The 20,071-nt window shown below is 65.7% G+C and carries 27 protein-coding genes, 1 tRNA gene and 1 pseudogene; 14 read left to right on the forward strand and 15 right to left on the reverse strand.

What is annotated here, in order from left to right; all coding sequences use genetic code 11:
* Positions 1-260: 260 nt before the first annotated feature.
* Both H8F25_RS02760 and H8F25_RS02765 read right to left on the reverse strand, forming a co-directional pair.
* Entirely contained in the window at positions 261-872 is a 612-nt protein-coding gene (locus H8F25_RS02760; protein ID WP_231597014.1) for an Nramp family divalent metal transporter, read from the reverse strand.
* Between the two features lie 132 nt (positions 873-1,004).
* Complete coding sequence (locus H8F25_RS02765; protein WP_370525798.1) at positions 1,005-1,202, reverse strand: transposase; 198 nt, start codon at positions 1,200-1,202, stop codon at positions 1,005-1,007.
* A gap of 96 nt (positions 1,203-1,298) precedes the next feature.
* Between H8F25_RS02765 and H8F25_RS02770 the strand changes: the two genes are divergently transcribed.
* Positions 1,299-2,810, forward strand: a complete 1,512-nt coding sequence (locus H8F25_RS02770; protein ID WP_197210249.1) for an IS66 family transposase — start codon at positions 1,299-1,301, stop codon at positions 2,808-2,810.
* 8 nt (positions 2,811-2,818) lie between these two features.
* Here the strand turns inward: H8F25_RS02770 and H8F25_RS02775 are convergent, their stop codons facing one another.
* From H8F25_RS02775 to H8F25_RS02780, 3 genes are read right to left on the reverse strand one after another with little or no spacing between them, the layout of a single operon-like run.
* Positions 2,819-3,472 (reverse strand): IS5 family transposase, encoded by a 654-nt coding sequence (locus H8F25_RS02775; protein WP_255518294.1) that lies wholly within the window; start codon positions 3,470-3,472, stop codon positions 2,819-2,821.
* Entirely contained in the window at positions 3,472-3,759 is a 288-nt protein-coding gene (locus H8F25_RS17920) for a transposase (protein WP_255518295.1), read from the reverse strand. Before H8F25_RS17920 ends, H8F25_RS02775 begins: the two co-directional genes overlap by 1 nt.
* A 37-nt stretch (positions 3,760-3,796) precedes the next feature.
* The gene (locus H8F25_RS02780; RefSeq protein ID WP_231597015.1) at positions 3,797-4,474 is read right to left on the reverse strand and encodes an Nramp family divalent metal transporter; all 678 of its coding nucleotides are present in this window, start codon (positions 4,472-4,474) and stop codon (positions 3,797-3,799) included.
* Positions 4,475-4,786: 312 nt separating this feature from the next.
* On the opposite strand from H8F25_RS02780, the pseudogene H8F25_RS02785 reads away from it, so the two are divergent.
* The 5 genes and pseudogenes from H8F25_RS02785 to H8F25_RS02805 all read left to right on the forward strand — a co-directional run.
* Positions 4,787-5,596 (forward strand): annotated as a pseudogene (locus H8F25_RS02785) (efflux RND transporter permease subunit); the annotation flags it as partial.
* Positions 5,593-5,970 (forward strand): hypothetical protein, encoded by a 378-nt coding sequence (locus H8F25_RS02790; RefSeq protein ID WP_197211922.1) that lies wholly within the window; start codon positions 5,593-5,595, stop codon positions 5,968-5,970. The pseudogene H8F25_RS02785 and the gene H8F25_RS02790, both read left to right, overlap by 4 nt.
* Positions 5,894-6,133, forward strand: a complete 240-nt coding sequence (locus H8F25_RS02795) for an HlyD family efflux transporter periplasmic adaptor subunit (RefSeq protein ID WP_370525799.1) — start codon at positions 5,894-5,896, stop codon at positions 6,131-6,133. The genes H8F25_RS02790 and H8F25_RS02795 overlap by 77 nt, the downstream gene beginning before the upstream one ends.
* Positions 6,130-6,591 carry an HlyD family secretion protein gene (locus H8F25_RS02800; RefSeq protein ID WP_197211924.1) on the forward strand — a complete coding sequence of 154 codons (462 nt, stop codon included), beginning with the start codon at positions 6,130-6,132 and terminating at the stop codon, positions 6,589-6,591. The genes H8F25_RS02795 and H8F25_RS02800 overlap by 4 nt, the downstream gene beginning before the upstream one ends.
* 262 nt (positions 6,592-6,853) lie before the next feature.
* Entirely contained in the window at positions 6,854-7,660 is an 807-nt protein-coding gene (locus tag H8F25_RS02805) for an alpha/beta fold hydrolase (protein WP_197211925.1), read from the forward strand.
* 183 nt (positions 7,661-7,843) lie between these two features.
* Here the strand turns inward: H8F25_RS02805 and H8F25_RS02810 are convergent, their stop codons facing one another.
* From H8F25_RS02810 to H8F25_RS02815, 3 genes are all read right to left on the reverse strand, one after another.
* Positions 7,844-8,836: a metal ABC transporter solute-binding protein, Zn/Mn family gene (locus tag H8F25_RS02810; RefSeq protein WP_197211926.1), complete on the reverse strand. Its 993-nt coding sequence runs from the start codon at positions 8,834-8,836 to the stop codon at positions 7,844-7,846.
* Positions 8,837-8,925: 89 nt separating this feature from the next.
* Complete coding sequence (locus H8F25_RS17500) at positions 8,926-9,144, reverse strand: hypothetical protein (protein ID WP_231597017.1); 219 nt, start codon at positions 9,142-9,144, stop codon at positions 8,926-8,928.
* The gene (locus tag H8F25_RS02815; protein ID WP_197211927.1) at positions 9,119-9,358 is read right to left on the reverse strand and encodes a hypothetical protein; all 240 of its coding nucleotides are present in this window, start codon (positions 9,356-9,358) and stop codon (positions 9,119-9,121) included. The genes H8F25_RS17500 and H8F25_RS02815 overlap by 26 nt, the downstream gene beginning before the upstream one ends.
* Positions 9,359-9,706: 348 nt before the next feature.
* On the opposite strand from H8F25_RS02815, the gene H8F25_RS02820 reads away from it, so the two are divergent.
* Positions 9,707-10,378, forward strand: coding sequence for a carbonic anhydrase (locus H8F25_RS02820; protein ID WP_197211928.1), 672 nt, complete (start codon positions 9,707-9,709; stop codon positions 10,376-10,378).
* Between the two features lie 78 nt (positions 10,379-10,456).
* Here the strand turns inward: H8F25_RS02820 and H8F25_RS02825 are convergent, their stop codons facing one another.
* The 4 genes from H8F25_RS02825 to H8F25_RS02840 form a co-directional block, all read right to left on the reverse strand.
* Complete coding sequence (locus H8F25_RS02825) at positions 10,457-10,981, reverse strand: hypothetical protein (protein WP_197211929.1); 525 nt, start codon at positions 10,979-10,981, stop codon at positions 10,457-10,459.
* Complete coding sequence (locus tag H8F25_RS02830) at positions 10,927-11,304, reverse strand: hypothetical protein (protein ID WP_197211930.1); 378 nt, start codon at positions 11,302-11,304, stop codon at positions 10,927-10,929. The genes H8F25_RS02825 and H8F25_RS02830 overlap by 55 nt, the downstream gene beginning before the upstream one ends.
* A complete protein-coding gene (locus H8F25_RS02835) occupies positions 11,301-12,326 on the reverse strand; it encodes a hypothetical protein (protein ID WP_197211931.1) in 1,026 nt (341 codons plus the stop codon). Before H8F25_RS02835 ends, H8F25_RS02830 begins: the two co-directional genes overlap by 4 nt.
* A 178-nt stretch (positions 12,327-12,504) precedes the next feature.
* Positions 12,505-13,122, reverse strand: coding sequence for a papain-like cysteine protease family protein (locus H8F25_RS02840; RefSeq protein ID WP_231597018.1), 618 nt, complete (start codon positions 13,120-13,122; stop codon positions 12,505-12,507).
* 66 nt (positions 13,123-13,188) lie between these two features.
* On the opposite strand from H8F25_RS02840, the gene H8F25_RS02845 reads away from it, so the two are divergent.
* The 3 genes from H8F25_RS02845 (at position 13,189) to H8F25_RS02855 (ending at position 14,148) form a co-directional block, all read left to right on the forward strand.
* The gene (locus H8F25_RS02845; protein ID WP_197211932.1) at positions 13,189-13,416 is read left to right on the forward strand and encodes a hypothetical protein; all 228 of its coding nucleotides are present in this window, start codon (positions 13,189-13,191) and stop codon (positions 13,414-13,416) included.
* A 70-nt stretch (positions 13,417-13,486) separates the two neighbouring features.
* Positions 13,487-13,894, forward strand: a complete 408-nt coding sequence (locus tag H8F25_RS02850) for a hypothetical protein (protein ID WP_197211933.1) — start codon at positions 13,487-13,489, stop codon at positions 13,892-13,894.
* A 65-nt stretch (positions 13,895-13,959) separates the two neighbouring features.
* Positions 13,960-14,148, forward strand: a complete 189-nt coding sequence (locus H8F25_RS02855; protein WP_197211934.1) for a hypothetical protein — start codon at positions 13,960-13,962, stop codon at positions 14,146-14,148.
* Here H8F25_RS02855 and H8F25_RS02860 read toward each other — a convergent pair.
* The 3 genes from H8F25_RS02860 to H8F25_RS02870 all read right to left on the reverse strand — a co-directional run bounded on the left by H8F25_RS02860 (position 14,145) and on the right by H8F25_RS02870 (position 15,883).
* On the reverse strand, positions 14,145-14,897 hold the full coding sequence (locus H8F25_RS02860) for a hypothetical protein (RefSeq protein WP_197211935.1): 753 nt from the start codon (positions 14,895-14,897) through the stop codon (positions 14,145-14,147). The two genes, H8F25_RS02855 and H8F25_RS02860, sit on opposite strands and share 4 nt — an antisense overlap.
* Positions 14,898-15,071: 174 nt before the next feature.
* Complete coding sequence (locus H8F25_RS02865) at positions 15,072-15,632, reverse strand: hypothetical protein (RefSeq protein WP_197211936.1); 561 nt, start codon at positions 15,630-15,632, stop codon at positions 15,072-15,074.
* 179 nt (positions 15,633-15,811) lie between these two features.
* Positions 15,812-15,883: transfer RNA gene (locus H8F25_RS02870), tRNA-Lys, on the reverse strand.
* Between the two features lie 187 nt (positions 15,884-16,070).
* Here H8F25_RS02870 and H8F25_RS02875 point away from each other — a divergent pair.
* The 4 genes from H8F25_RS02875 (at position 16,071) to crtH (ending at position 20,071) form a co-directional block, all read left to right on the forward strand.
* On the forward strand, positions 16,071-16,586 hold the full coding sequence (locus H8F25_RS02875) for a gamma carbonic anhydrase family protein (protein WP_197211937.1): 516 nt from the start codon (positions 16,071-16,073) through the stop codon (positions 16,584-16,586).
* A gap of 235 nt (positions 16,587-16,821) precedes the next feature.
* Positions 16,822-16,944 carry a photosystem II protein Y gene (locus H8F25_RS02880; protein ID WP_197211938.1) on the forward strand — a complete coding sequence of 41 codons (123 nt, stop codon included), beginning with the start codon at positions 16,822-16,824 and terminating at the stop codon, positions 16,942-16,944.
* Between the two features lie 32 nt (positions 16,945-16,976).
* On the forward strand, positions 16,977-18,425 hold the full coding sequence (gene trmFO, locus H8F25_RS02885) for an FADH(2)-oxidizing methylenetetrahydrofolate--tRNA-(uracil(54)-C(5))-methyltransferase TrmFO (RefSeq protein WP_231597019.1): 1,449 nt from the start codon (positions 16,977-16,979) through the stop codon (positions 18,423-18,425).
* Between the two features lie 53 nt (positions 18,426-18,478).
* Entirely contained in the window at positions 18,479-20,071 is a 1,593-nt protein-coding gene (gene crtH / locus H8F25_RS02890; RefSeq protein WP_231597020.1) for a carotenoid isomerase, read from the forward strand.

Here is a 20,071-nt window from a genome sequence, read left to right on the forward strand (position 1 = left end):
CGAGCAGCGCTTCTCGCCGGCCTGCACCTTCAAGGTTGCCAATGCCCTGATCGGTCTCTCCCTGGGGGCAGTGACGAGCGTGGACGCTCTGATCCACTACACCGGCGATGCCAACCCGTTCATGCGTGAGTGGCTGGAGCCGATGGGAGAGTGCTCCTGGGCGGCAGACAGCAGCGGGCGACCATCCGGCCATTGCTCCGATACTCCCGACGGACTTCTGTAGCCCTTGGGTTGTCACGCAAGTCGACGTCTGCCAACCGTCAGCCTGCAATGCCGCTGACCAGCAGAAAAGCGTTGATCAGAACGATCAGCCCAGCGCAGAGCCAGCCCAGCTGCAGCAGCCAGCGGGGAGTGGGGAGAGCGGCCATCAATTGCCGATTCGCGCAGAAGATCATCAGCGGGATGACAGCAAAGGGCAGCTGCAGGCTGAGCACCACCTGGCTGAGCACCAGCAGTTCTGTTGTGGCGCCCTCACCCATCCACACAACCACTGCCAAAGCCGGAATCAACGCGAGGCTGCGGGTGAGCAGCCGTCGCTGCCAATCGGGCAGCCGCAGCTGCAGAAAGCCCTCCATCACCACCTGGCCGGCCATGGTGCCGGTGATCGTGGAGCTCTGCCCGGCTGCCAGCAATGCCAGCGCAAACAACAGGCTGGCCAGTGGGGTGCCGAGCAGCGGGCTCAGCAGGCGATAGGCCTCGGCGATCTCCTCGATCGGCTGCTCCACCACGCCGTGGAAACTGCCAGCAGCCACCACCAAAATCGCGGCGTTCACCAGAAACGCCAAGGTCTGGGCCACCACCACATCAGCGGTGGCGTAGCGCAACGCACGCTGCACACCACCCACCAGATCACCCCAACGGCGCGTCTGCATCAAGGGAACCTCGAATAATCGCCGTCCATCTGTAGGCAGAACGGACAAAAAGCCTGCATCATCTGACCCTGCTTTCAGCAGGGAGCAGCAGTTCGGAAAGAGCGCTAGTCTTTGATCTGTTTGCTTGTCTCTTCAGGCAGCCGCCATTGTCGCGCCAGTGCAGTGCAGATACCGGAGAAAGTTGTAGGTCAGATTCCTGAGTCCCCACCATATCTGGTTTCTGGCCAACCCAATCCGCCTGGTCAGCTTCCCGCGCATGCAGGTTGTCATCGCGCCAAATACGTGTTCAACTCGGGCTCTCACCTTTGAGCGTAGCTTATTCGTACCCATTCAGGGGGGCGGGACAGCTCATCGCGAACATCGATACGACTGAACCCTTGACGTCGGCTTGAATCCCGGTTGCATCTCAGGCAGAGACTTCCTGCGATGACCACCCCTCCGGCCGGGATTTCAGAAGCGGACTGGGCTTCCACTCCGGTGGGCGTGAGGGCTGGCTTCCTTGAGGTTCTTGCACAGCTCCAGAGACAACAGCAGGAGAACGACCAGCTCCGAGCGCAGCTCACCGACCTGGCGACGGAACTGGCCAGCCTGCGCGAGCGGATCGGCCGCAACTCCCGCAACTCCTCCAAGCCGCCCTCCAGTGACGGCACGGGTTTTAAGCCGCCCACCCGCTGCAAAGGCACTGGTCGCAAGCGGGGTGGTCAGCAGGGGCACCCGGGAGCAGGGCCGGAGCTGCTGCCGATCGCGCGTGTGGATGAGGTGCTCGAGCACCACCCGGACGCCTGCCGCCGCTGCGGCACCCTGCTACAGGGGGAGGATGCGGAGCCGCTGCGCCATCAGGTGATCGAGATTCCACCGATCAGCCCGGTGGTGATCGAACACCGTCTGCACCGTCTGGTCTGCCCCTGCTGCTCCACCAGCACCTGCGCCGAGCTGCCGGCGGATGTGGAGCCCAGCCGCTACGGCCCACGCCTGAGCGGCCTGGTGGGACTGCTGGGCAGCGCCTTTCCCCTGAGTTTCGGCCGAACCCAGGCGCTGCTGGATCAGCTGCTGGGTGTGGAAATCAGCCGCGGCGCTATCGCCACCATCCGGGCACGTCTGAGCGCAGCCCTGCAGCAGGCGGTGGAGGAAGCCCTGGAGGTGGCCCGGCAGCAGCCGGTGGCCTACGTGGATGAAACCGGCGCCCCCACCGGCAACGCCGACGGTTGTAATCCTGCTGGCAGGCGCGGCTGGCAGTGGGTCATGGTCACACCACTGGTTACGGTGTTCCTGCAGGGCCTGAGCCGCTCAAGTGCAGCGGCAATGGAGCTTCTGGGCCATACCTTTGCAGGGATCGTGGTGAGTGATCGCTTCTCGGCCTACAACCACCTGCCCGTGGAGCAGCGGCAGCTGTGCTGGGCCCACCTGATCCGGGATCTGGCGGCCATCGCTGAACGCCAGGGCGCCAGCAGGGAGATCGGAGCCCAGATGCTGGCTCTGCAGCAGCATCTGTTCGCTCACTGGCACCAGTGGAAGAGCGGAGCGATCGACCGGCCCCAGCTCCTGCATCGATGCCACCCCCTCCGCTTGGCGTTCGAGGCCACGCTGCAGCGGGTGGTGGATCTGGGCTGTGAGCGGGGCGAGCAAACGCCCTGGGCCCAGACGGTGCGAACCTGTCGCCAGTTGCTGCAGCGCAAGCAGGCGCTCTGGACTTTTCTGGAAACGCCAGGGATCGAGCCCACCAACAACGCTGCCGAGCGGGCACTGCGGCAATCGGTGATTCACCGCAAGATCAGCCATGGCGTCCAGTCCTCCGGCGGCGCCATCTGCCGCAGCCGGTTGCTCACCGTCACCGCCACCCTGCGGCAGCAGGGCCGCGATGTCTGGCAATTCCTGGAGCAGGCCTGGATTGCCCATCGCCTCGGCGGCGTGATGCCATCGCTGGTGCCGGATCGCTGAGGCAGCGATCACACGTGGAAGGAACAGATGGCCCCTCTCAGAGGAGAGATCGGAGATTGACTGACGCACTGGGGTGTCCCGACCCCTGAACGCTTACGCTTATTCCTCTCTTTGGCCTCCTTGCTGAGTGGATGATTCCTCGTTCCCTTTTCGTGGATATTGCTTTCATATCCAGCTAATTCCAGTAACTCCTCAAACTTCACTCCTGCATAGCCTGAATCCGCCCAGACGAAGTCATCGCTGTTCTCGGGATCGAGAACGTGGGTAAGCATCTGACTGTCGTGGATGTTGGCCGGGGTGATTGCGTATCTGCGGATGAAGCCATGAGTCGCATCGATGCAAATGCTATTCTTATATCCGTAGTGGCTGGTGCCGTTCTTCTTCACCCAGCGGGCGTCAAGGTCCTTCTGGCGCAAGCGGTTTGGCTTGTCTTCCCATCCTTCGGGCAGCTTGCCCTGCTTGATGGCTTCGTTCTCAGCTCGAGTATTTCTCTGCTTCGGCACAGGTACAAGCGTGGCATCGATAATCTGTCCACCACGAGCTTCCAGCCCTTGGGCTCGTAGGTGCCCCTCAAAACGCTCGAACAGCTCCTCAATGACGCCGGCATTGCGCAGCCGTTCGCGGAAGAACGCAACGGTGGTTGCATCGGGAATCGAGTTCATCACTCCAAGGCCGATGAACTCCTCGAACGACCGCCTGTCGTTGACCTGGAATCCAGCTCCTCATCACTGAGGTTGAACAGCTGCTGCAACACCAGCATCTTGAAGAGGATAAGGGGGCCGATCCTTTTCCTGCCGGCATTGCTCTTGCGCTCATGGGTATATCCCTGTTCCAGCAGCGACCGAAAGCTCTCCCAGGGAATCGACTCGGAGAGGGTCGTCAATACAGGCTTCTTGTGGCGAAGCTTTTGGATCCTCTTCTCTTCATCCCAGAATCCGCGCTGGCCCATTCAGGTATGCTGAGCTTTTCTTATCTTAGCTCTTATTTCAGGTCAGGCCAGGCCATGGCGTGATTTTTCGAGGTGCCCTCAAGCCGGTGTGCAGATAGAGATTGTGGGGCATCACGGTGGCGCCCAGGATCCCGGAGGCGAGGTAGAGCTGATGGCTGTCCTGGAGAAACCCTCCACGAGGAAGCAATCCTGCAGCAACTTGACTCCAATCGGGCTGCACCAGGAGCAGCTCGACCGCAAAGCAGGCACCCACCAGGGCCACCAGGGCGATGATCAGGGCTTCCAGGCGCCGCAGCCCCTGCTGCTGCAACACCAGCACCAGCAGCGTGTCGAAGCCGGTGAGCACCACACCCCAGACCAGGGGCAGTCGTAAGAGCAACTGCAGGGCAATGGCACTGCCCACCAGTTCGGCCAGATCGCAGGCCACGATGCCCACCTCCGCCAACAGCCAGAGCGGAATGCGCGAGCGTCTCGGCAGATGCAGCCGGCAGGCCTCGGCCAGGTTCAGGCCGGTGGCCAGGCCAAAACGGCAGCAAAGCGATTGCAGCAGCATCGCCATGGCACTGGAGAGGGCCACCACCCAGAGCAGGGCATAGCCGTAGCGCGACCCTGCCGCCAGGTCGGTGGCCCAGTTGCCCGGATCCATGTAGCCCACAGCCACCAGATAGGCGGGGCCGGCGATCCGCAGCAACCAGCTGAGGCGTTGACTCCTCATGGCAGGCGATCCGTGCCGCCAAGGTCCAGGCGAATGTGAAAAGTCAAGCTCCAGCGCTTCTTGCGTGATGGCCCAGCGGCCCAAGATCCTGCCAGCAGCTCCGCGATGTGTGTGAGCACAGCACTGAGGGATGCGCAGGGGCTGATCGGCGTACCGGAGCAAGCAGGCAACGGCCTGGGGCCGACGCTCCTGGCTTTGTTGTAGGGATCGAGCACGTTCAGATCACCCCACCCAGCCGGATCAGGCCACCCACCACCACGAAGGTGATCGCCAGGCCGGTGATGCCACGGATGTGCCAGGCCAGGCCAGGCCAGTGAGGTTGTCGAAGGCGGGGTGCGCAGCGACGTGCTGGTGCAGCTCAAAGAGGATGCCCGTCAGAACCTCGACGCGATTCGCTCGGTGCCTGTTGCCTTCTCCAATGGCATGACGGTGCCCCTCGGCAGCGTCGCCTGGATCGAGGAGGGACTGGGTTTCAACGTCATCAACCGTGAGGACATCCAGCGCATGATCGACCGCGAGGTGCGCCTGCCCCAGGGCTATGCGATCCGCTACGGCGGCCAGTTCGAATCGGAGGAGCGGGCCACCGCCAGCCTCGTGTCTTACCGCCTGGTCGCCGCCGCGGTCATCAGTGTGCTGATGGTGGCCTCGGTGAAGTCGCTGCCGGCCACGGTGGCGATCAGGCTCAACCTGCCGCTGGCCCTGATCGGCGGGGTGGTAGCGGTGCTGCTCACCGGCGGGGTGCTCTCGATCGCCTCGCTGATCGGCTTCATCACCCTGTTCGGCATCGCCGTGCGCAACGGTCTGCTGCTGGTGGACAACTACAACCGCCGCCACGCCGAGGGCCAGCCCCTGGAGCAGGTGATCCGCGAGGGAAGCCTGGAGCGCCTCAACGCCATCCTGATGACAGCTCTCTCCTCCGCTCTGGGGGCGTTGCCCCTGGCGCTGGCCTTTGAGGCGGGCAACGAAATCCTGCAACCCCTGGCGATCGTGGTGCTCGGCGGGCTGATCACCTCCACCGCGCTCACCCTGCTGGTGATCCCAGCGCTGTACGCCTGCTTTGGCCGTTGGCTGCTGCCCCCTGCTGCGGCTCCGGTGCTCTCCCTTGCTGCCCCCCAGCCATGAACCTCAGCCTTCCCCACCTCACGGGTCGTCTGCGTCAGCCCCGGGTGCTGCTTCCTGTGGCGATCGGCGCATCGCTGCTGCTGGGCATCGCGCTGGGGCGCCTGCAGGGCAGCCCAGGCAAAGCCCCGTCAGCTGCCGAAACAGCCAGCACCGAGCGCAGCGACTCCCTCGCGTTCAGCGACGAGCAACTGCGTCGCTCCGGCCTGGCCGCGGTGCGCCCGGAGGTGAGCAGCGGCACCGAACGGCCGATCTCCGGCTTTGTGGAGGCCAGCGGTAGGGGCGAGTTCCAGCGTCGGCATGCCGGTGGCGGGTCGGATCGTGCGCGTGCTGGTGGCACCGGGTGCTGCCGTCGAGGCCGGCGCGCCGATCGCTGAAGTGCAGAGCCCCGATGCAGCCGTGGTGCGCGCCGATGCGGATGCAGCGCGGGCCACGGCTCAGTCGCTGGCCTATCAATACCGCCTGGCCCTGCCCATGGCCCGCCAGGGTGCCCTCTCCGCGCAGGAGCTGGAGAGTCTGTCCGCCGCATCGCCAGCGTGACGGCAGCGGCTGAAGCCCGGGCCGCAGCAGCCAAGGCCATGGCGATGGGCCAGCCCGATGGCATGGGCCGTCTGCTGATCCGCACCCCGATCCAGGGCCAGATCGCGGCTGTCAAGGCCTCACCGGGAGCGGTGCTCCAGGCCGGTGAGGAGGTGGCGCAGGTGAGCGATGCTCGCGGCAGCGAACTCCGCTTTCTGGTGTCGCCGGTGCTGGCCGCCAACCTGGCGAGCGGCCAGCTGCTGCGGGTGCGGGCAGGATCTCGCGAGCTGCGCGCCCGCGTACTGGCCGTGGCTCCAGACAGCGGCAGTGCCAACCGGGTCAACGTGGTGCGTGCCGAGGCCGTCGATGCACCCCTTCCTCCGGCTGGCACGGCGGTGACCGCCCAGTGGTCGTGGGGCAGCAGTCCGCTGATCGGGTGGAGATCCTGCAAGGTCTGCGCAGCAGCGATGTGCTGCTGAGCGGCAATACGGGCAAGCTGCGCGATGCCATGGCGGGTCCACAGCCGACAACCCGGAGCTGAGCGAGCACGAACCTTCCGCCGGATCGAGATCTTCGTCGGCTGGTGGTCACAGTTCAGGATCGGTCGAATGATCCCGGCCGAGATGGCTGGTCGATCCCGGCTGAATCATGAGATCGCGCAACGCACAGAGAGGCGGACCTCACCCCCTCAGGAACCCGTCTGGCTGCATACACTCTGGAGACAGGCACGAGTGGCAAGCCATGCCATTTCAGAGGATTGGAGACCTCGATCTCTTCTACCAGCAAATCGGTAGCGGGCCCGATGTGGTGATGATCTCTGGACTCAGCGCCGATCACCAGATGTGGGAAACAGCGCGATTGGCGCCTGATTTTCGCGTCACCGTCTTCGACAACCGAGGCTGCGGTCAAAGCAGCATTCCCGAGGGGCCCTATCGACTGGAGATGCTGGCCCGCGACACCCTCGACCTGTGCGCAAGCCTCGGCATCCACAAGGCCCATCTCGTGGGCCACTCGATGGGTGGACACATTGCCCAGATCATTGCGGCGATAGCCGCCGATTTTGTAGACCGGCTGGTGATTGCCTGTAGCGAGCCAATATTCTCCGTGATCTCACAGTTGGCGACAAGCCAGCAGATCGCCCTTTACGACTGTGGAGTACCGCTCGAGGTGAGGGCAAGAAACTATCTCCCAGTGCTGTTCGATATGCCCTTTCTCAAGGACAGTGAGAGGGTCGAGAGCTACATCCGATCGGTTGTCAGTCATCCTCATCCCATGACGCAACAGGGCTATGTTGCCCAAACCGAGGCTCTGCGCGTCTTCGACACACGGGCGCTTCTGAAGCAGATCCGTTGCCCTACGCGGATCATCGCCGCGGAGCATGACCTGCTCACCCCGATGGCTGGCTCTGAATTCCTCTGCTATGAAATCCCGGGAGCTGAGCTGAGTGTGATTCCCGATAGCGGCCATGGTGTCTTCATCGAGCGCCCTGAGATGTTTTATGGACTGATCCTGGAGTTCTTGAAGGGCGGATGCGGATCATGGCGTTGAGATCATCTTTGCCGCCCTGGCAGCTCGTCAGCTGAAGCGGGGAAGCTTGCGCACCGGGGCATGCACAGCCCAGGGGCTGCTCAGGTCCTACAGGACCTGGGTGCCAGAACTGGGCAACAGCGCAAGCAGGGCCTCCAACAGCGTGCTCCTGTCCCCGCCGTTGGGAGACGATCCCATCAGCCTTCAACCACCGAAGGCCTGAATCAGAGCGGCTGCGTTCTGTCGCATCACCTGCAGATAGGTTCCCGGATCCTTGGCGGAATTGAGGCTTCCCGTTTCCAACGGGTCAAACACAACGATCTTCACCCCAAGATCCTGGGCCAGGGTGTTGAACGAGCGCCGCCCCTCCTGCGGTTCGCTCAGCAAAGCCTTGAGCTGCGTTGACCTGACCTCGGCCGCCACCCGCTGCAGATCGGCGGGACTGGGGTTCAGTTCCGGCACATCCACCAGGAATTCGGCCTTCAGGCCATAGCGCTGGGCGAAGTAGGGGGCGACATCGTGGAAGGCGATGAAGGTCTTGCCGCTGTAGGGATTGAGCTGATCGGCGATCTCGCTGTTGAGCTTCTGCAGCTGGGTGATGTACGCGGCTGCATTGCGCTTGTATCCCTCGGCGCAGCTCGGGTCCGCCTTGATCAGGCCATCGCGGATGGTTTCCACCTGCTGCACGGCCCGCAACGGATCCAGCCAGATGTGGGGGTTGACCGCCCCATGGGCATGACCGTGGTCACCATCCTCTCGATGCTCGTCGCCATGGGCATGGCCGTGCTCCGCTTCGGCTTCCGCCGAGTCGATGGTGTCAATACCCCGGCTGGAATCAATCACGGCGAGATCGCTGTTGCCGGCGGAGGCCACCAGCTTGTCGAGGAAGCTCTCCAACTCCAGCCCGTTCTTCACCAGCACCCGGGCCTGGCGCAAGGTCGTCAGATCGGCTGGCCTGGCCTGGAACTCATGGGGCCCTGTGTTGGCAGGGATGAGGGGGGTCACCGTGGCGCAGTCCCCGGCGACGGCCCGGGTGAACAGGGTGATCGGCAGGAAGGTGGTGACCACCTTGAACGTCCTGTCAGCTGCGGCATCAGGGGGCTCCTGGCGTGGTGCGCCGCAGGCGGCCAGCAACAGGACCCCGATCAGCCCCCCGGTCAACCTGAACAGGGCCTGGAGCCCGACAGGAGAACGCATCCGAAGTCCCCGGCGAGAATGGTTCTCATTCTAGAGCTGAGCCCTGTGGCAGGCGCCAGCAAGCCGATCAGCAGGTGTTGTCGATGCGCTCAGACCGGAATGGTTGATCTGGCAGCGGGGCCGATTTGCAGAGGGCTGAGACCACCCGACACAGGCGCGGCGCCGCCTTGCCAGCGCAGGTCGGAGGCCAGGGGCCAGAGGTCGTCGGCCCCGAGGAACCACTGGAGCAGGGCGCCATCAGCGCAGAGCTGCCAGCCAGCCAGCGTTCCTGTTGTATCGGCTTCAGCCTGACAGCTCTGAAGGCTCACGGCAGAGAGGCAGGTCAGAGGCTCTGGCGGGGTTGAGCCGGCAGCTGCTGGTGTCGATCAGTGCGATGATCTGACGGGTGAGGGGCTCGATGATCCTGGTGTTGCGACCATCGGAACAGCATCTGGCCTGGGCCTCCTGATAAGCCCAGTATTCGATCCTGGCGCTGCCCTGCTCTCTCCAGCCATCGGGGTGGAGCGACTCGATGATGTACATGCTGACTCGGGGAGACTGAGGACAGTCCAGCAATCCCTGAGGCCTGCCACGCAAAACTGCAGAGGATGTTTGGGATCAGTGTAATGGATTTGACCGTTCATCTCCGCGGCTCTTCTGGTGCTGCTAGCCGTGAGGATTTCGGCGCGCACCCGATGCCTATGGGCAGCTGACCTCTGCATGGCCCTTGCCGGTCAGCACGGTCGAGCCTGATTGTGGATGGAGCCCAAGGATCAGATTGATCCAGGTTCTCGCCTTGTCGTGATGTTCCGCTCCGTCCAACCTGAACATCGATTCAGCCCAGCAGCTGTCAGACCTTGCATTGTTGTCCGCACATCCAGATCGATCAGGATGGCTGAAGCCGGCAATGACTCCGACCGCCTCGATCCGCTCAGCCACCACGAGCCAGAAGAGCGTCCGGCGGCGGTGCTGACCTGGCTGCAGCAGGGTCACGAGCGCTTTCTTCAGGGACATTCCCTGCACCCCCACAGCACACGGGAGCGGATGCAGGCCGTGATCGAGGGGCAGCATCCCCTGGCCGCCGTGCTGGGTTGCGCCGATTCGCGCGTGCCGGTGGAGCTGCTGTTCGACAGCGGCTTCGGGGATCTGTTCGTGGTGCGCAACGCCGGCACGATGAGCACCACAGCCGCGATCGCCTCCCTGGAATACGCGGTCGGGCACCTGGATGTGCCCCTGATCGTCGTGCTGGGGCATGAAGGCTGTGGTGCCGTCTCAGCCGCCCTGCATCCGGAGCTGCTGCTCACCCCGAGCCTGTCGCAGGTGGTCGGTCAGCTGCGGATGGAGCTGCTGCAATACGGCGATCACCGTTCCCTGGAGGAGTCCTGCCGGCGCCACACGCTCAGTGCCGCCGGCAACCTGGTGCATTCCAGCGTGCTGCTCACCGATCGCCTCAGGGCCGGCCATCTGGCCGTGGTGGCGGGCTACTACGATCTGCACAGCAGCCGCATCGAGTGGATGGGTGATGTCACGCCCGTGCGCTATCGCGGGGCCGGCGAGCGCTGAACAGCAGAGCGCGTGTCTCAGTCAGCATGAGGGGAAGCTGGCTCCGGTTTGCCTCCTCACCCAGCAGGGAGACCTGATTCAGGGCAGAGGGTCCATCTGCCTGACGTCCACCTGCATCGGTTGGCCTGACGGTTCGACCTCCACCCGCAGCGGCTCCTCACTGGCTGCCACCTTCACCGGTGCATTCAGGTTCACCGCGGCCTTCACCGGCAGCTCCTTCTCTGAGCTGACAACCGCTTGGATGGGGGAGCGGACCTGCACCGGTGCCACCTGGAGACCCCCGGCAGGGCTGGTGAGCTGGACGTCCGCCTGAATCGGGGAGCGGACCTGCACCGGTGCCACCTGCAGCCCTCCGACCGAGCTGGTGAGCTGGGTTTGCAGACCGCCCGATCGCTCGGCCTGGATCGACACCGGCAACCGCGAAGCCACCGCAATGGTGAGGGGGATGGCGCCGCTGATGGCGACTGGCACCGGCTTGGACAGCAGCTGCTTGCCTGCTTCTCCCAGCGCTACGGCACTCAGCACGAGGGCCAGCGGCCAACGCCAGATCAGGCTGAGCTGAATCCAGATCGGTCGCTGCTGCTGAGGAGGGAGTGGAGCCATGGCTTGAGGATCGACCCGCGTGTTTCGACCATGAACCTCCATGCCGACACCACCGCAGGGCGGAGCGGCTCCTGTCGTGCCTTGGCCGACTGGAACAGATCGCAGGCGATCGGGAAATCAAGCGGCGAGGCGTGCTGCGCCGCGTCGAGCAGTTCGGCCAGGGCCACCTCCAGCTCCTGCAGGCTGTCGCGATAGCGGCCGTCCGCCAGGCGGGAACGGGCGTCCTGGCGCAGGGCCTCGGCGTTGATCGTGCGCACATCCCGCAGGCCGCGGAAGATGGCATCGACCTCGCCGGCCACCAGGCGCAGATCGGCGCGGATCACACCCCATCGGGGATCAGGGCGGTGGTCTGCAGGTTGCCGCGCTGCAGGGGCGCCCTCCAGCTGTCGTGGCGCACTTGAGACAGAGCTGGGGCAGTGCCCCTCACCACCCGGCTGGGCGTGAGCTCCAGCCAGGCGTAGGAGGTCAGGGCCTGCACGGTGAACACCCCGTCGCGGGCCGGAGCCCCCTGGATCAACCAGCCCTGGGCGTTGAGAGGCGAAGCAGCCAGGCCCGCAGGGTCGAGCATCCGCCGCCCATAGCGATCGGGGGGCAGGGCGGGGATGCGGATCGTCTCGCTCTCCCCGTCAAAGCCGCCACTGGCTGAGCTGAAATGCCGGACCCGCCAGAGGTCCTCACCAGCCGCCGGGCCGAGCACGGTGACCAGGCCCTGCCAGCGACCGGTGATCTGCACGGGCGGCCGGGCGATGCGCAGCGTTCCGCCTTCTGGGGTCAGCGCCTCGAGGCTCACACCCTCCAGCTCCACCGTCAGGTCGTCACTGCGGCGAGCTCCTGCCAGCGACTGCAGCGGCCCGACCCGTCGACCATCCAGTCGGATCGGCACTTCATTGCCTTGGGCCGCAGCTTGCCGGGCCTCTTTGCCCAGCTGGATGGTCGTGGTGACGGTCTCCACCAGGCGCTGCAGCTCCGCGCGATCCGCCCAACGCAGCCTCAGCCGCTGACCGATGAGCGCCTGATGGTCGAACGGGGCCTGCTCCAACGCGATCCACACCCAGTCCTCACGCGGGGCCTCAGGAGCGGCAATCTCCTGCGGCGTCGGCAGGATCAGGCGCCCGATCCACTCAGCGCTGGCGCGATACAGATCCGCTCTGGGCCTTTGATCCAGCGGGTAGCTCTCCGGCCGGCTCCAGATCGAGCGACTCGCGAGCACCTCGCTGCTCTGCGGCAGTGGCTTTGTTGGGGTGCCACGCGCGGCCGGCGGCAGTGAGGCTGAGGTCTCAAGCCCAGAGAAGACGCCCTGCATGAGGCCCAGGGCGAGCACCGTGGCGAGCAGCCATCGGGACAATCCACCCAGGATCCGTCGACGTCGGCGAACTTCCACGACGCGCCGTGAACTGCACTTTGGCGCGGAAGGTAGTGGCAAGTTCTGCAGATGGCCACAGGGCATTCGTCTCTGTGGGGATCCATGAAAAGTGGCGCCCTTTGCTGAGCGCCCTGTACTCAATCGTCCGAGGCGTTCACGCTCACCCAGCCAGCTCCAGCCACCAGCCGGTCCCAGGACCCTCGACCATCCAGCGCCGTCCCCAGTTCCGCTCCGAGTAGCGCTGAGCCTTGCCACTACCCAACGCAGTGCTCACATAGCCGCCGCCGACCAGATCGGCCTCGCCGTTGGGGTCATGCATCAGCAGCGTGCGGGTGGCCGGATCCCAGCCGATCACCAGGCTCCAGTGGCCGCCACCCGAGGGAGCCGACACCGGACCGTGATGCAGCCAGCCCACAGGAACAGGAATCCCCATCCTGAGCTGGGCGATCAGCTGCTCGATGCGGCCATCGGTGCGGAACTCGGCCTGAATCCCCAGAGTTTGCAGCGTCCGGATCTGGGCAGCTGCAACGGTGGTATCCCCATGGCGCTGCAGCAAGGCCAGGTAGCGATCATCCAGCTGCCCGGCTCCGGCAAGGCACCCCGGCCTGAGGAAGGCGGCGGCCATCGCGCAGGTGGAGGAGAAGCACATCCGCAAGCCCTGGCTGGTGGCGCTGTCGCGCTGGCACAGGTACGGCACCGGAAGGGTGATCGGCTGGTTGAACGCCGCGCTGGCCTTGTTCGTCTTGAATTTCTGGGTTGAGATCGTGGACGGGGACATGGAGCACACGGCAGGGCCCCAGAGGGTTCCGCCCGCCCACGAACCGGTGACGGCCAGAGGAGGGCCATGACCGAGAGTCAGCAGATGCCACCACACCTGAGCGAACTCAGCCCCGACGACTGGCGCCGCATCGTCGATGCCCTGCGCTACCTCGGCAGAGACCTCCACCACCGCTCCTTTGCGGTGAGCGATGACCGTCGCCGCCTGCTGTGGGAGGAGATGGACCAGTGCCTGGCTCTGGCGGAGCGCCTGCAGGAACAGATCGGCGCCGACATCACGACCCCCGAGGGCTGATCACCTCCCGGCACCGGCCACCAGTCACCCACCAGCCCGGAACCCTCAGGAGTTCTCCGCACGCTCCGGGATGGAACCCCGCCGGCTGGTGGTCTGGATCGCGGCCGGCATCCTGGGTTTCCAGGGCGGCACACTCGCCCTCGACCTGCTCAACTGCACCGTCCTCTCCTGGCTCTACGTCCGCCGGTATGGGCTGGAGCGGTTGGAGCCATCCGTCACGATCGAGCAGAGGCCACCAGCGGGACTCGGAGGGCCTGAAGCCGGTGACAGGTCGCGTGATCAGCCCCAGCCCGCCAGTTCACCGCATCAGACGCCTCCGAAGCCGGGCCCTGGGACGGTGACCATCGATCCCACCGAGGTCTTCTGCAACCGGCCCCGCAGCCGCGTGGATGACGCGGTCGGCCAGGGGCTCAGCATCCTCGCCGGCCTCGCCCTGGGGGGATCGGTGGGGACTGGTGGCCCAGGGCAGAAGCCCTGAGTTCAGCGACCAGACAGCCAGTGAACGGTGGGTAGCCTTCCGCGTTCGCTGGACAACCTGCTGAGATGTGGTTGGAGACCGAGGAGATCAGCAAGCAGCTCCGGATCAGCCGTCAGACCCTCTGGCGCCTGCGCCGCCGTCGTCTGCTGAAGGAAGGGCAGCACTGGACCCGCAAGACCCCAGGCTGCCCCCGTTCCGACATCCTGTGGCACTCGTTCCGCTGTGAGCTCGCCCTGGGCCGGGTTCCCCACTAGCCCAAGCCGGCAGCCTGGAGTTTCCTGGCCAGAGCGATGAGCTCTGGCGTCACACCCGCCGGCAACGCCGGAGTCACCCCTGCCGCAGCGGTCGCAGGGGCTCCGGCATCCCTTGCCTCAGGATTGCGCCCTTCATCAAGGTCCCGCTGACGCAGCAGGTGGGCCAACTTGTGCTCCGCACGCTCCTCGACCAGATAGCGGCTGGCGTGCACCGCTTCGCTGTGACCCATCGAGGCCGCCTTGACGGCTGTGGACCAGGTGGTCGTCGCTTTGGCCCGCAGCGCCCAGGCATGGCGCAGGTCATAGAGCTTGCAGCGGTCGCGCTTGGCCTTGGGTTTCGGCTTGCCGGGCAGCTGCCGCGGTTGGTGATAGCCGTAGAGCTTCACCGGGATCTCCCGATCCTCACGGCCGCGGTTGCGCAGCCAATGGGCCAGGTGGATCGACAGCTCGCCATTGTTGAAGAACTGCACGGTGCCGTCCGCCCGCATCGCGGTCTTGACCGGATGGCGGCGCCTCAGCTCCGCGAGCATCGCCTTCGAGAAGTCGCGATCGTCCAGGCGGTACCGCTCCACCCACTCCCTGGGCAGGGGCAATGCAAAGCGATGCCCCGTCTTGGTCTCGGCGCCATCGCCATGGCTGACGAAGCTCCCGACCTCGATCACGCCGGCGTCGGCCTCCACGTCTCCGGGCAGCCGGTCGATGTGCCACACCTCATGGCCGCGCAGGCCGTAGGTGGCGATGACGGCCATCACCCAGCCCCTCAGTGGATCGCTCTGTTGGAGGTGGTCCAGCCAGGCCTGGATGTCCTCGGTCCTTGGAATGAAGCGGGGAGCGGGAGCGCGCAGCTTGCCGGCGCTTTTCTTGAGCTGGTCGAGCTTGGCGCGTAGGTCGGGGGTGGCAATCGGAATGCCTCGCTGGGCGAGCTAGTTCACCATCTGGATCACGCCATAGAACCCCTTGCTGTTGTATGGCCGGCGGATCAGCTGATGGCTTGGATCTTCACGCCAGAGTTGCAGTGAGACAGGTGTGTACAGGCAGAACTCCTCCAGCTGGCCGGTGGTGGCGATCTGATCCGGATCGAAGGTCAGTCCGAAATAGCCCTTCGGCCGGAAGCAGACGAATGGATTGCGGTCCCGTGCCTTGGGCCCTCCCGGTGCGATCCAGGTCTGGACCAGTCCGCACAGCTCCCCCCAGCTGAGTTGCCGCTGCAACGGCTCGCCAGCCCTGGAGGCCTCCAGTTCGTCCCAGATCCGGACAGGCCAGCCCTGGGTGCCCCGCTCGTGGACCCTCAGCAGCAGGTCGGCCAGATCCCAGCAGGCCTGGTCGTCATCCACCCGGTATCCGCGCGCGGCCTGCTGGCGGCGGGGCGGAAGGGTGTCGTACACCTGGATGAAGGGGCTTCTGGGCGCCTGCTTGATCCGGTAGCGGCAGCCTGCGGCCTGGAGCCGCAGCTGTGCCTGAGTGAACGTGTCCTTGGCACGCATGACAGGGGGGTCTGTCTCAACCCCTCAGTCTCGCCAGGGCTTGAGGAACTCAGTTCCTCAAAACTGCTACGCAGGGGGTCACCTGGCTACGCACTGGTACAGCTGAACCCCTGTTTCCGGGAGGCTGAGAGCCCTTGCGATTACTGGCTTTTGAGCCAGAAGCAAGCTTGCGTCTGATATGGGTCGCCTGAGATTCGAACTCAGGACCAATCGGTTAAAAGCCGAGTGCTCTACCGCTGAGCTAGCGACCCTGGTTGCAGTACGCCTTCCCTGCTGGGGACTGCGTTCTGGCCTGCCTCCGGACTGATGGCCCTGCAGACCCCAAGAACGTATCACCCGACCATCCCCCCTCTGCAAGCGCCCGACACCTGGTGTGCAGGTTGGCCGGGAGGGGCTCTGAGAGCACGGCGGACAATGGCATCAGACCGTTCTGTCGTCATGCCCCGAGCCCCCTGGCCCGATCCGCAGATCCATCCCGAGGCCTGGGTGTCGGAGCAGGCCGTGCTGATCGGTGATGTGCGCATGGCGGCCGGAGCCAGCCTCTGGCCCACCGCCGTCGCCCGCGGTGATGTCTGCCCGATCACGATCGGTGGGGACAGCAATGTGCAGGACGGTGCCGTGCTGCATGGCGATCCCGGACAGCCGGTGACCATCGGCCGTGAGGTGACCATCGGCCATCGGGCCGTGATCCATGGAGCCACGCTCAACGACGGCTGTCTGATCGGCATCGGCGCGATCGTGCTCAATGGCGTCACGGTGGGCGAAGGGGCCCTGGTGGCCGCCGGTTCGGTGGTCACGAAGGACGTGCCTCCCGGCGCTCTGGTGATGGGTGCGCCGGCGCAGGTGAAACGCGAGCTCAGCGCCGAGGCGATCGCCGGCCAGCGTGAGCACGCCCGCCGCTATCGGCTGCTGGCGATGGTGCATGCCGGGCGGGGACACGATCCCGGTTTCTGATCGACCTGCGGACCTGAACGCCGCGCAGAGGCTGCCAGCAGCATCGGCCATGCACCCGCCGTGCCCCTGTCGCATGCGCTCAGCGGCTTACAGATGCTCCTGTCTGTCGCCATGGGGGGGGACTTGTCACTGGCGCCGCCCGTCGATTGCGTCGAAATCGCAAGCCTGGGCCGTGGGTGAGCGTTTCCCGCGGCTGGGTCCTTAAGATCGGCCGAACCTTCTTCCGCCTGCCGCCATGGATCTCCGGGTCGTGCTCGTCGCTGCTCCGATCGTGCTGGCGGCGTCCTGGGCCGTGTTCCATATCGGCCGCGCCGCTGTTGGCCAGCTTCAACTGATGCTCAAGCGCGCCCGCGCCTGATCCCTGTTCCATTGTCCTGAGCTGGCCGCCCGGTGACCGCTGAACTCCTGGTCATCGGAGCCGGCCTGGCCGGCACGGAAGCCGCCTGGCAGATCGCTCGAGCTGGTCTGCGGGTGCGGCTTGTGGAGATGCGCCCGGTGGTTCGCTCTCCGGCGCACCACAGCGCTGAATTCGCCGAGTTGGTCTGCAGCAACAGCTTCGGTGCCCTGAGCAGTGATCGGGCTGCGGGCCTGCTGCAAGAAGAGCTGCGGCGCCTTGACTCGCTGGTGATCGGCACCGCTGACTCCCATGCCGTTCCCGCCGGCGGAGCCCTGGCCGTCGATCGCGGTCGCTACAGCGCTGCCCTCACCGCCGCCCTCGAGCAGCATCCGCTGGTGACGGTGGAGCGTCGCGAGCAGACCGAACTGCCGCCGCAGGGCCAGATTGCCGTGCTGGCCACCGGTCCGCTCACCAGTGAGCCTCTGGCGGAGCACCTGCGCTCCTTCACCGGTCTGGACGATTGTCATTTCTTCGATGCCGCCAGCCCGATCGTCGAGGGCGAGAGCATCGATCTGAATGTGGCCTTCCGCGCCTCCCGCTACGACAAGGGCGACGCCGACTACATCAACTGCCCCATGGATCAGGAGCAGTACCTCGCCTTCCGCGAGGCGCTGCTGGCCGCCGAGCAGGCCGAACTCAAGGACTTCGAGCAGGAGAGCGCCCATTTCTTCGAGGGCTGCCTGCCGATCGAGGAGCTCGCTCGCCGCGGTGAGGACACGATGCGCTACGGGCCGCTCAAGCCGATCGGCCTCTGGGATCCCCGATGGGGCGATGTCAACGACCGCGACGTGCGCCGTGCGAAGCGCGCCTATGCCGTGGTGCAGCTGCGTCAGGAGGATAAGGACGGCCGGCTGTGGAACCTGGTCGGCTTCCAGACCAACCTCAAGTGGGGGGAGCAGAAGCGGGTGCTGCGTTTGATTCCGGGCCTGGAGAACGCCGAGTTCGTGCGTTTCGGCGTGATGCACCGCAACACCTTTCTGGAGTCACCGCGGCTGCTCGATCCCACCCTGCAGTTCCGCACGCGCCCCACGCTGCTGGCGGCGGGCCAGATCACCGGCACCGAGGGTTACGCGGCGGCGGTGGCCGGTGGCTGGCTGGCGGGCACCAACGCCGCCCGGCTGGCGCGGGGCCTGGAGCCGCTCGTGCTGCCGCGCACCTCGATGATTGGTGCGCTCACCCACTTCATCGCCGAAGCCCCCTGTGGCGGGGCGGGCAAACGGGGCGGCTTCCAGCCGATGCCCCCCAACTTCGGCCTGCTGCCGGAGCTGAGCGAGCGCATCCGCGACAAACGGCGTCGCTACGGCGCCTACCGCGACCGGGCCCTGGCGGATCTGGCGGCTGTGATCCGGGCTCAGGATGTCCCGCCAGGAGTCGCCATCCACACGGGCGCAGCCTTGGGGCCGCTCGCTGAGCCGGCGCCCCTGCTGCACACCGTCCCCTGACGTGGCGATCCCGCTCTGAGGTCTAGGGTCGCCCGAGCCCTCCGGAGCCCACGGTGACCGCAACCCTTTCCGACCGATCCGCCCTGGCTGCCTCGGGTGGACAGGACTGGGACGTGATCGTGATCGGCTCCGGAATCGGCGGTCTGGTGACCGCCAGCCAGCTGGCCGCCAAGGGGGCGAAGGTGCTGGTCCTGGAGCGCTACCTGATCCCTGGTGGCAGCGGCGGCAGCTTCCGGCGTGAGGGCTACACGTTTGATGTGGGCGCCTCGATGATCTTCGGCTTCGGCGAGAAGGGGCACACCAACCTGCTCACCCGTGCCCTCGCTGATGTGGGCGAGCGCTGCGAGACCCTCCCCGATCCGGCCCAGCTCGAATACCACCTGCCCGGCGATCTTCATGTGGCGGTGGATCGCGACTACGAGCGCTTCATCGCCGATCTCACCGCGTTGTTTCCCCATGAGGCGAAGGGTATCCGCGCCTTCTACGACACCTGCTGGCAGGTGTTCCACTGCCTCGATGCGATGCCGCTGCTGTCGCTCGAGGATCCGGCGTACCTCACCAAGGTGTTCTTCAAGGCGCCGCTGGCCTGCCTCGGCCTGGCCCGCTGGCTGCCGTTCAACGTCGGTGATGTGGCGCGGGCCCACATCCAGGATGAGCAGCTGCTGCGCTTCATCGACATGGAGTGCTTCTGCTGGAGCGTGATGCCGGCGGACCGCACGCCGATGATCAATGCCGGCATGGTGTTCTCCGACCGCCACGCCGGCGGCATCAACTATCCCAAGGGTGGTGTCGGTGTGATCGCCGAAAAGCTGGTGGCGGGGTTGGAGAGCCACGGCGGCTCCATCCGCTATCAGGCCCGCGTCACCAAGGTGCTGATCGAGAACAACCGCGCCGTCGGTGTGGAGCTGGCCAGCGGCGAGACGATCCGGGCCCGCCGCGTCGTCAGCAATGCCACCCGCTGGGACACCTTCGCCGGCGAATCCGGCCGTGAGGGGGCTGTGGCCCAGCCGCTGGTGGACGCCGCCCACACCCCTGCGGCCGAAAGCACCTGGCGCCGCCGCTACCGGCCCTCGGCGTCGTTCCTGTCACTGCACCTGGGCATCGATGCCTCCGTGGTGCCCGCAGGCTTCCACTGCCACCACCTGCTGCTGGAGGACTGGGCGCAGATGGAGGCCGAGCAGGGCGTGGTGTTCGTCTCGATGCCCACGCTGCTTGATCCGTCCCTTGCGCCGGAGGGCTGCCACATCCTGCACACCTTCACCCCCAGCTCGATCGAGGCCTGGAAGCACCTGTCTCCTTCGGAGTACAGGGCCAAGAAGCAGGCGGATGCCGACCGGCTGATCCAGCGCCTCGAGGCGATCCTGCCCGGTCTGCAAGGCGCCATCCGTCATCGGGAGGTGGGCACGCCGCGGAGCCACCGGCGTTTTCTGGGTCGCATGGGCGGCAGCTATGGGCCGATCCCGGCGATGCGCCTGCCCGGCCTGCTGCCGATGCCCTTCAACCGCACCGGCCTGAGGAATCTCTACTGCGTCGGCGATTCCTGCTTCCCCGGCCAGGGCCTCAACGCCGTCGCCTTCAGCGGCTTCGCCTGCGCCCACCGCATCGGCGCCGACCTGGGTCTCAACCCCTGGAAGTTGCCGGACTGA

This window comes from Synechococcus sp. CBW1004 (assembly GCF_015840715.1).
Lineage (GTDB): Bacteria > Cyanobacteriota > Cyanobacteriia > PCC-6307 > Cyanobiaceae > Cyanobium.

Coding starts and splice junctions, on each gene's coding strand:
- H8F25_RS02760 (WP_231597014.1), bottom strand. CDS start 872: ATGCAGACGCGCCGTTGGGGTGATCTGGTGGGTGGTGTGCAGCGTGCG.
- H8F25_RS02765 (WP_370525798.1), bottom strand. CDS start 1,202: ATGGGTACGAATAAGCTACGCTCAAAGGTGAGAGCCCGAGTTGAACAC.
- H8F25_RS02770 (WP_197210249.1), top strand. CDS start 1,299: ATGACCACCCCTCCGGCCGGGATTTCAGAAGCGGACTGGGCTTCCACT.
- H8F25_RS02775 (WP_255518294.1), bottom strand. CDS start 3,472: ATGAACTCGATTCCCGATGCAACCACCGTTGCGTTCTTCCGCGAACGG.
- H8F25_RS17920 (WP_255518295.1), bottom strand. CDS start 3,759: ATGGGCCAGCGCGGATTCTGGGATGAAGAGAAGAGGATCCAAAAGCTT.
- H8F25_RS02780 (WP_231597015.1), bottom strand. CDS start 4,474: ATGAGGAGTCAACGCCTCAGCTGGTTGCTGCGGATCGCCGGCCCCGCC.
- H8F25_RS02790 (WP_197211922.1), top strand. CDS start 5,593: ATGAACCTCAGCCTTCCCCACCTCACGGGTCGTCTGCGTCAGCCCCGG.
- H8F25_RS02795 (WP_370525799.1), top strand. CDS start 5,894: ATGCCGGTGGCGGGTCGGATCGTGCGCGTGCTGGTGGCACCGGGTGCT.
- H8F25_RS02805 (WP_197211925.1), top strand. CDS start 6,854: ATGCCATTTCAGAGGATTGGAGACCTCGATCTCTTCTACCAGCAAATC.
- H8F25_RS02810 (WP_197211926.1), bottom strand. CDS start 8,836: ATGCGTTCTCCTGTCGGGCTCCAGGCCCTGTTCAGGTTGACCGGGGGG.
- H8F25_RS02815 (WP_197211927.1), bottom strand. CDS start 9,358: ATGTACATCATCGAGTCGCTCCACCCCGATGGCTGGAGAGAGCAGGGC.
- H8F25_RS02820 (WP_197211928.1), top strand. CDS start 9,707: ATGGCTGAAGCCGGCAATGACTCCGACCGCCTCGATCCGCTCAGCCAC.
- H8F25_RS02825 (WP_197211929.1), bottom strand. CDS start 10,981: ATGGCTCCACTCCCTCCTCAGCAGCAGCGACCGATCTGGATTCAGCTC.
- H8F25_RS02840 (WP_231597018.1), bottom strand. CDS start 13,122: ATGTCCCCGTCCACGATCTCAACCCAGAAATTCAAGACGAACAAGGCC.
- H8F25_RS02845 (WP_197211932.1), top strand. CDS start 13,189: ATGACCGAGAGTCAGCAGATGCCACCACACCTGAGCGAACTCAGCCCC.
- H8F25_RS02850 (WP_197211933.1), top strand. CDS start 13,487: ATGGAACCCCGCCGGCTGGTGGTCTGGATCGCGGCCGGCATCCTGGGT.
- H8F25_RS02855 (WP_197211934.1), top strand. CDS start 13,960: ATGTGGTTGGAGACCGAGGAGATCAGCAAGCAGCTCCGGATCAGCCGT.
- H8F25_RS02860 (WP_197211935.1), bottom strand. CDS start 14,897: ATGGCCGTCATCGCCACCTACGGCCTGCGCGGCCATGAGGTGTGGCAC.
- H8F25_RS02865 (WP_197211936.1), bottom strand. CDS start 15,632: ATGCGTGCCAAGGACACGTTCACTCAGGCACAGCTGCGGCTCCAGGCC.
- H8F25_RS02875 (WP_197211937.1), top strand. CDS start 16,071: ATGCCCCGAGCCCCCTGGCCCGATCCGCAGATCCATCCCGAGGCCTGG.
- H8F25_RS02880 (WP_197211938.1), top strand. CDS start 16,822: ATGGATCTCCGGGTCGTGCTCGTCGCTGCTCCGATCGTGCTGGCGGCG.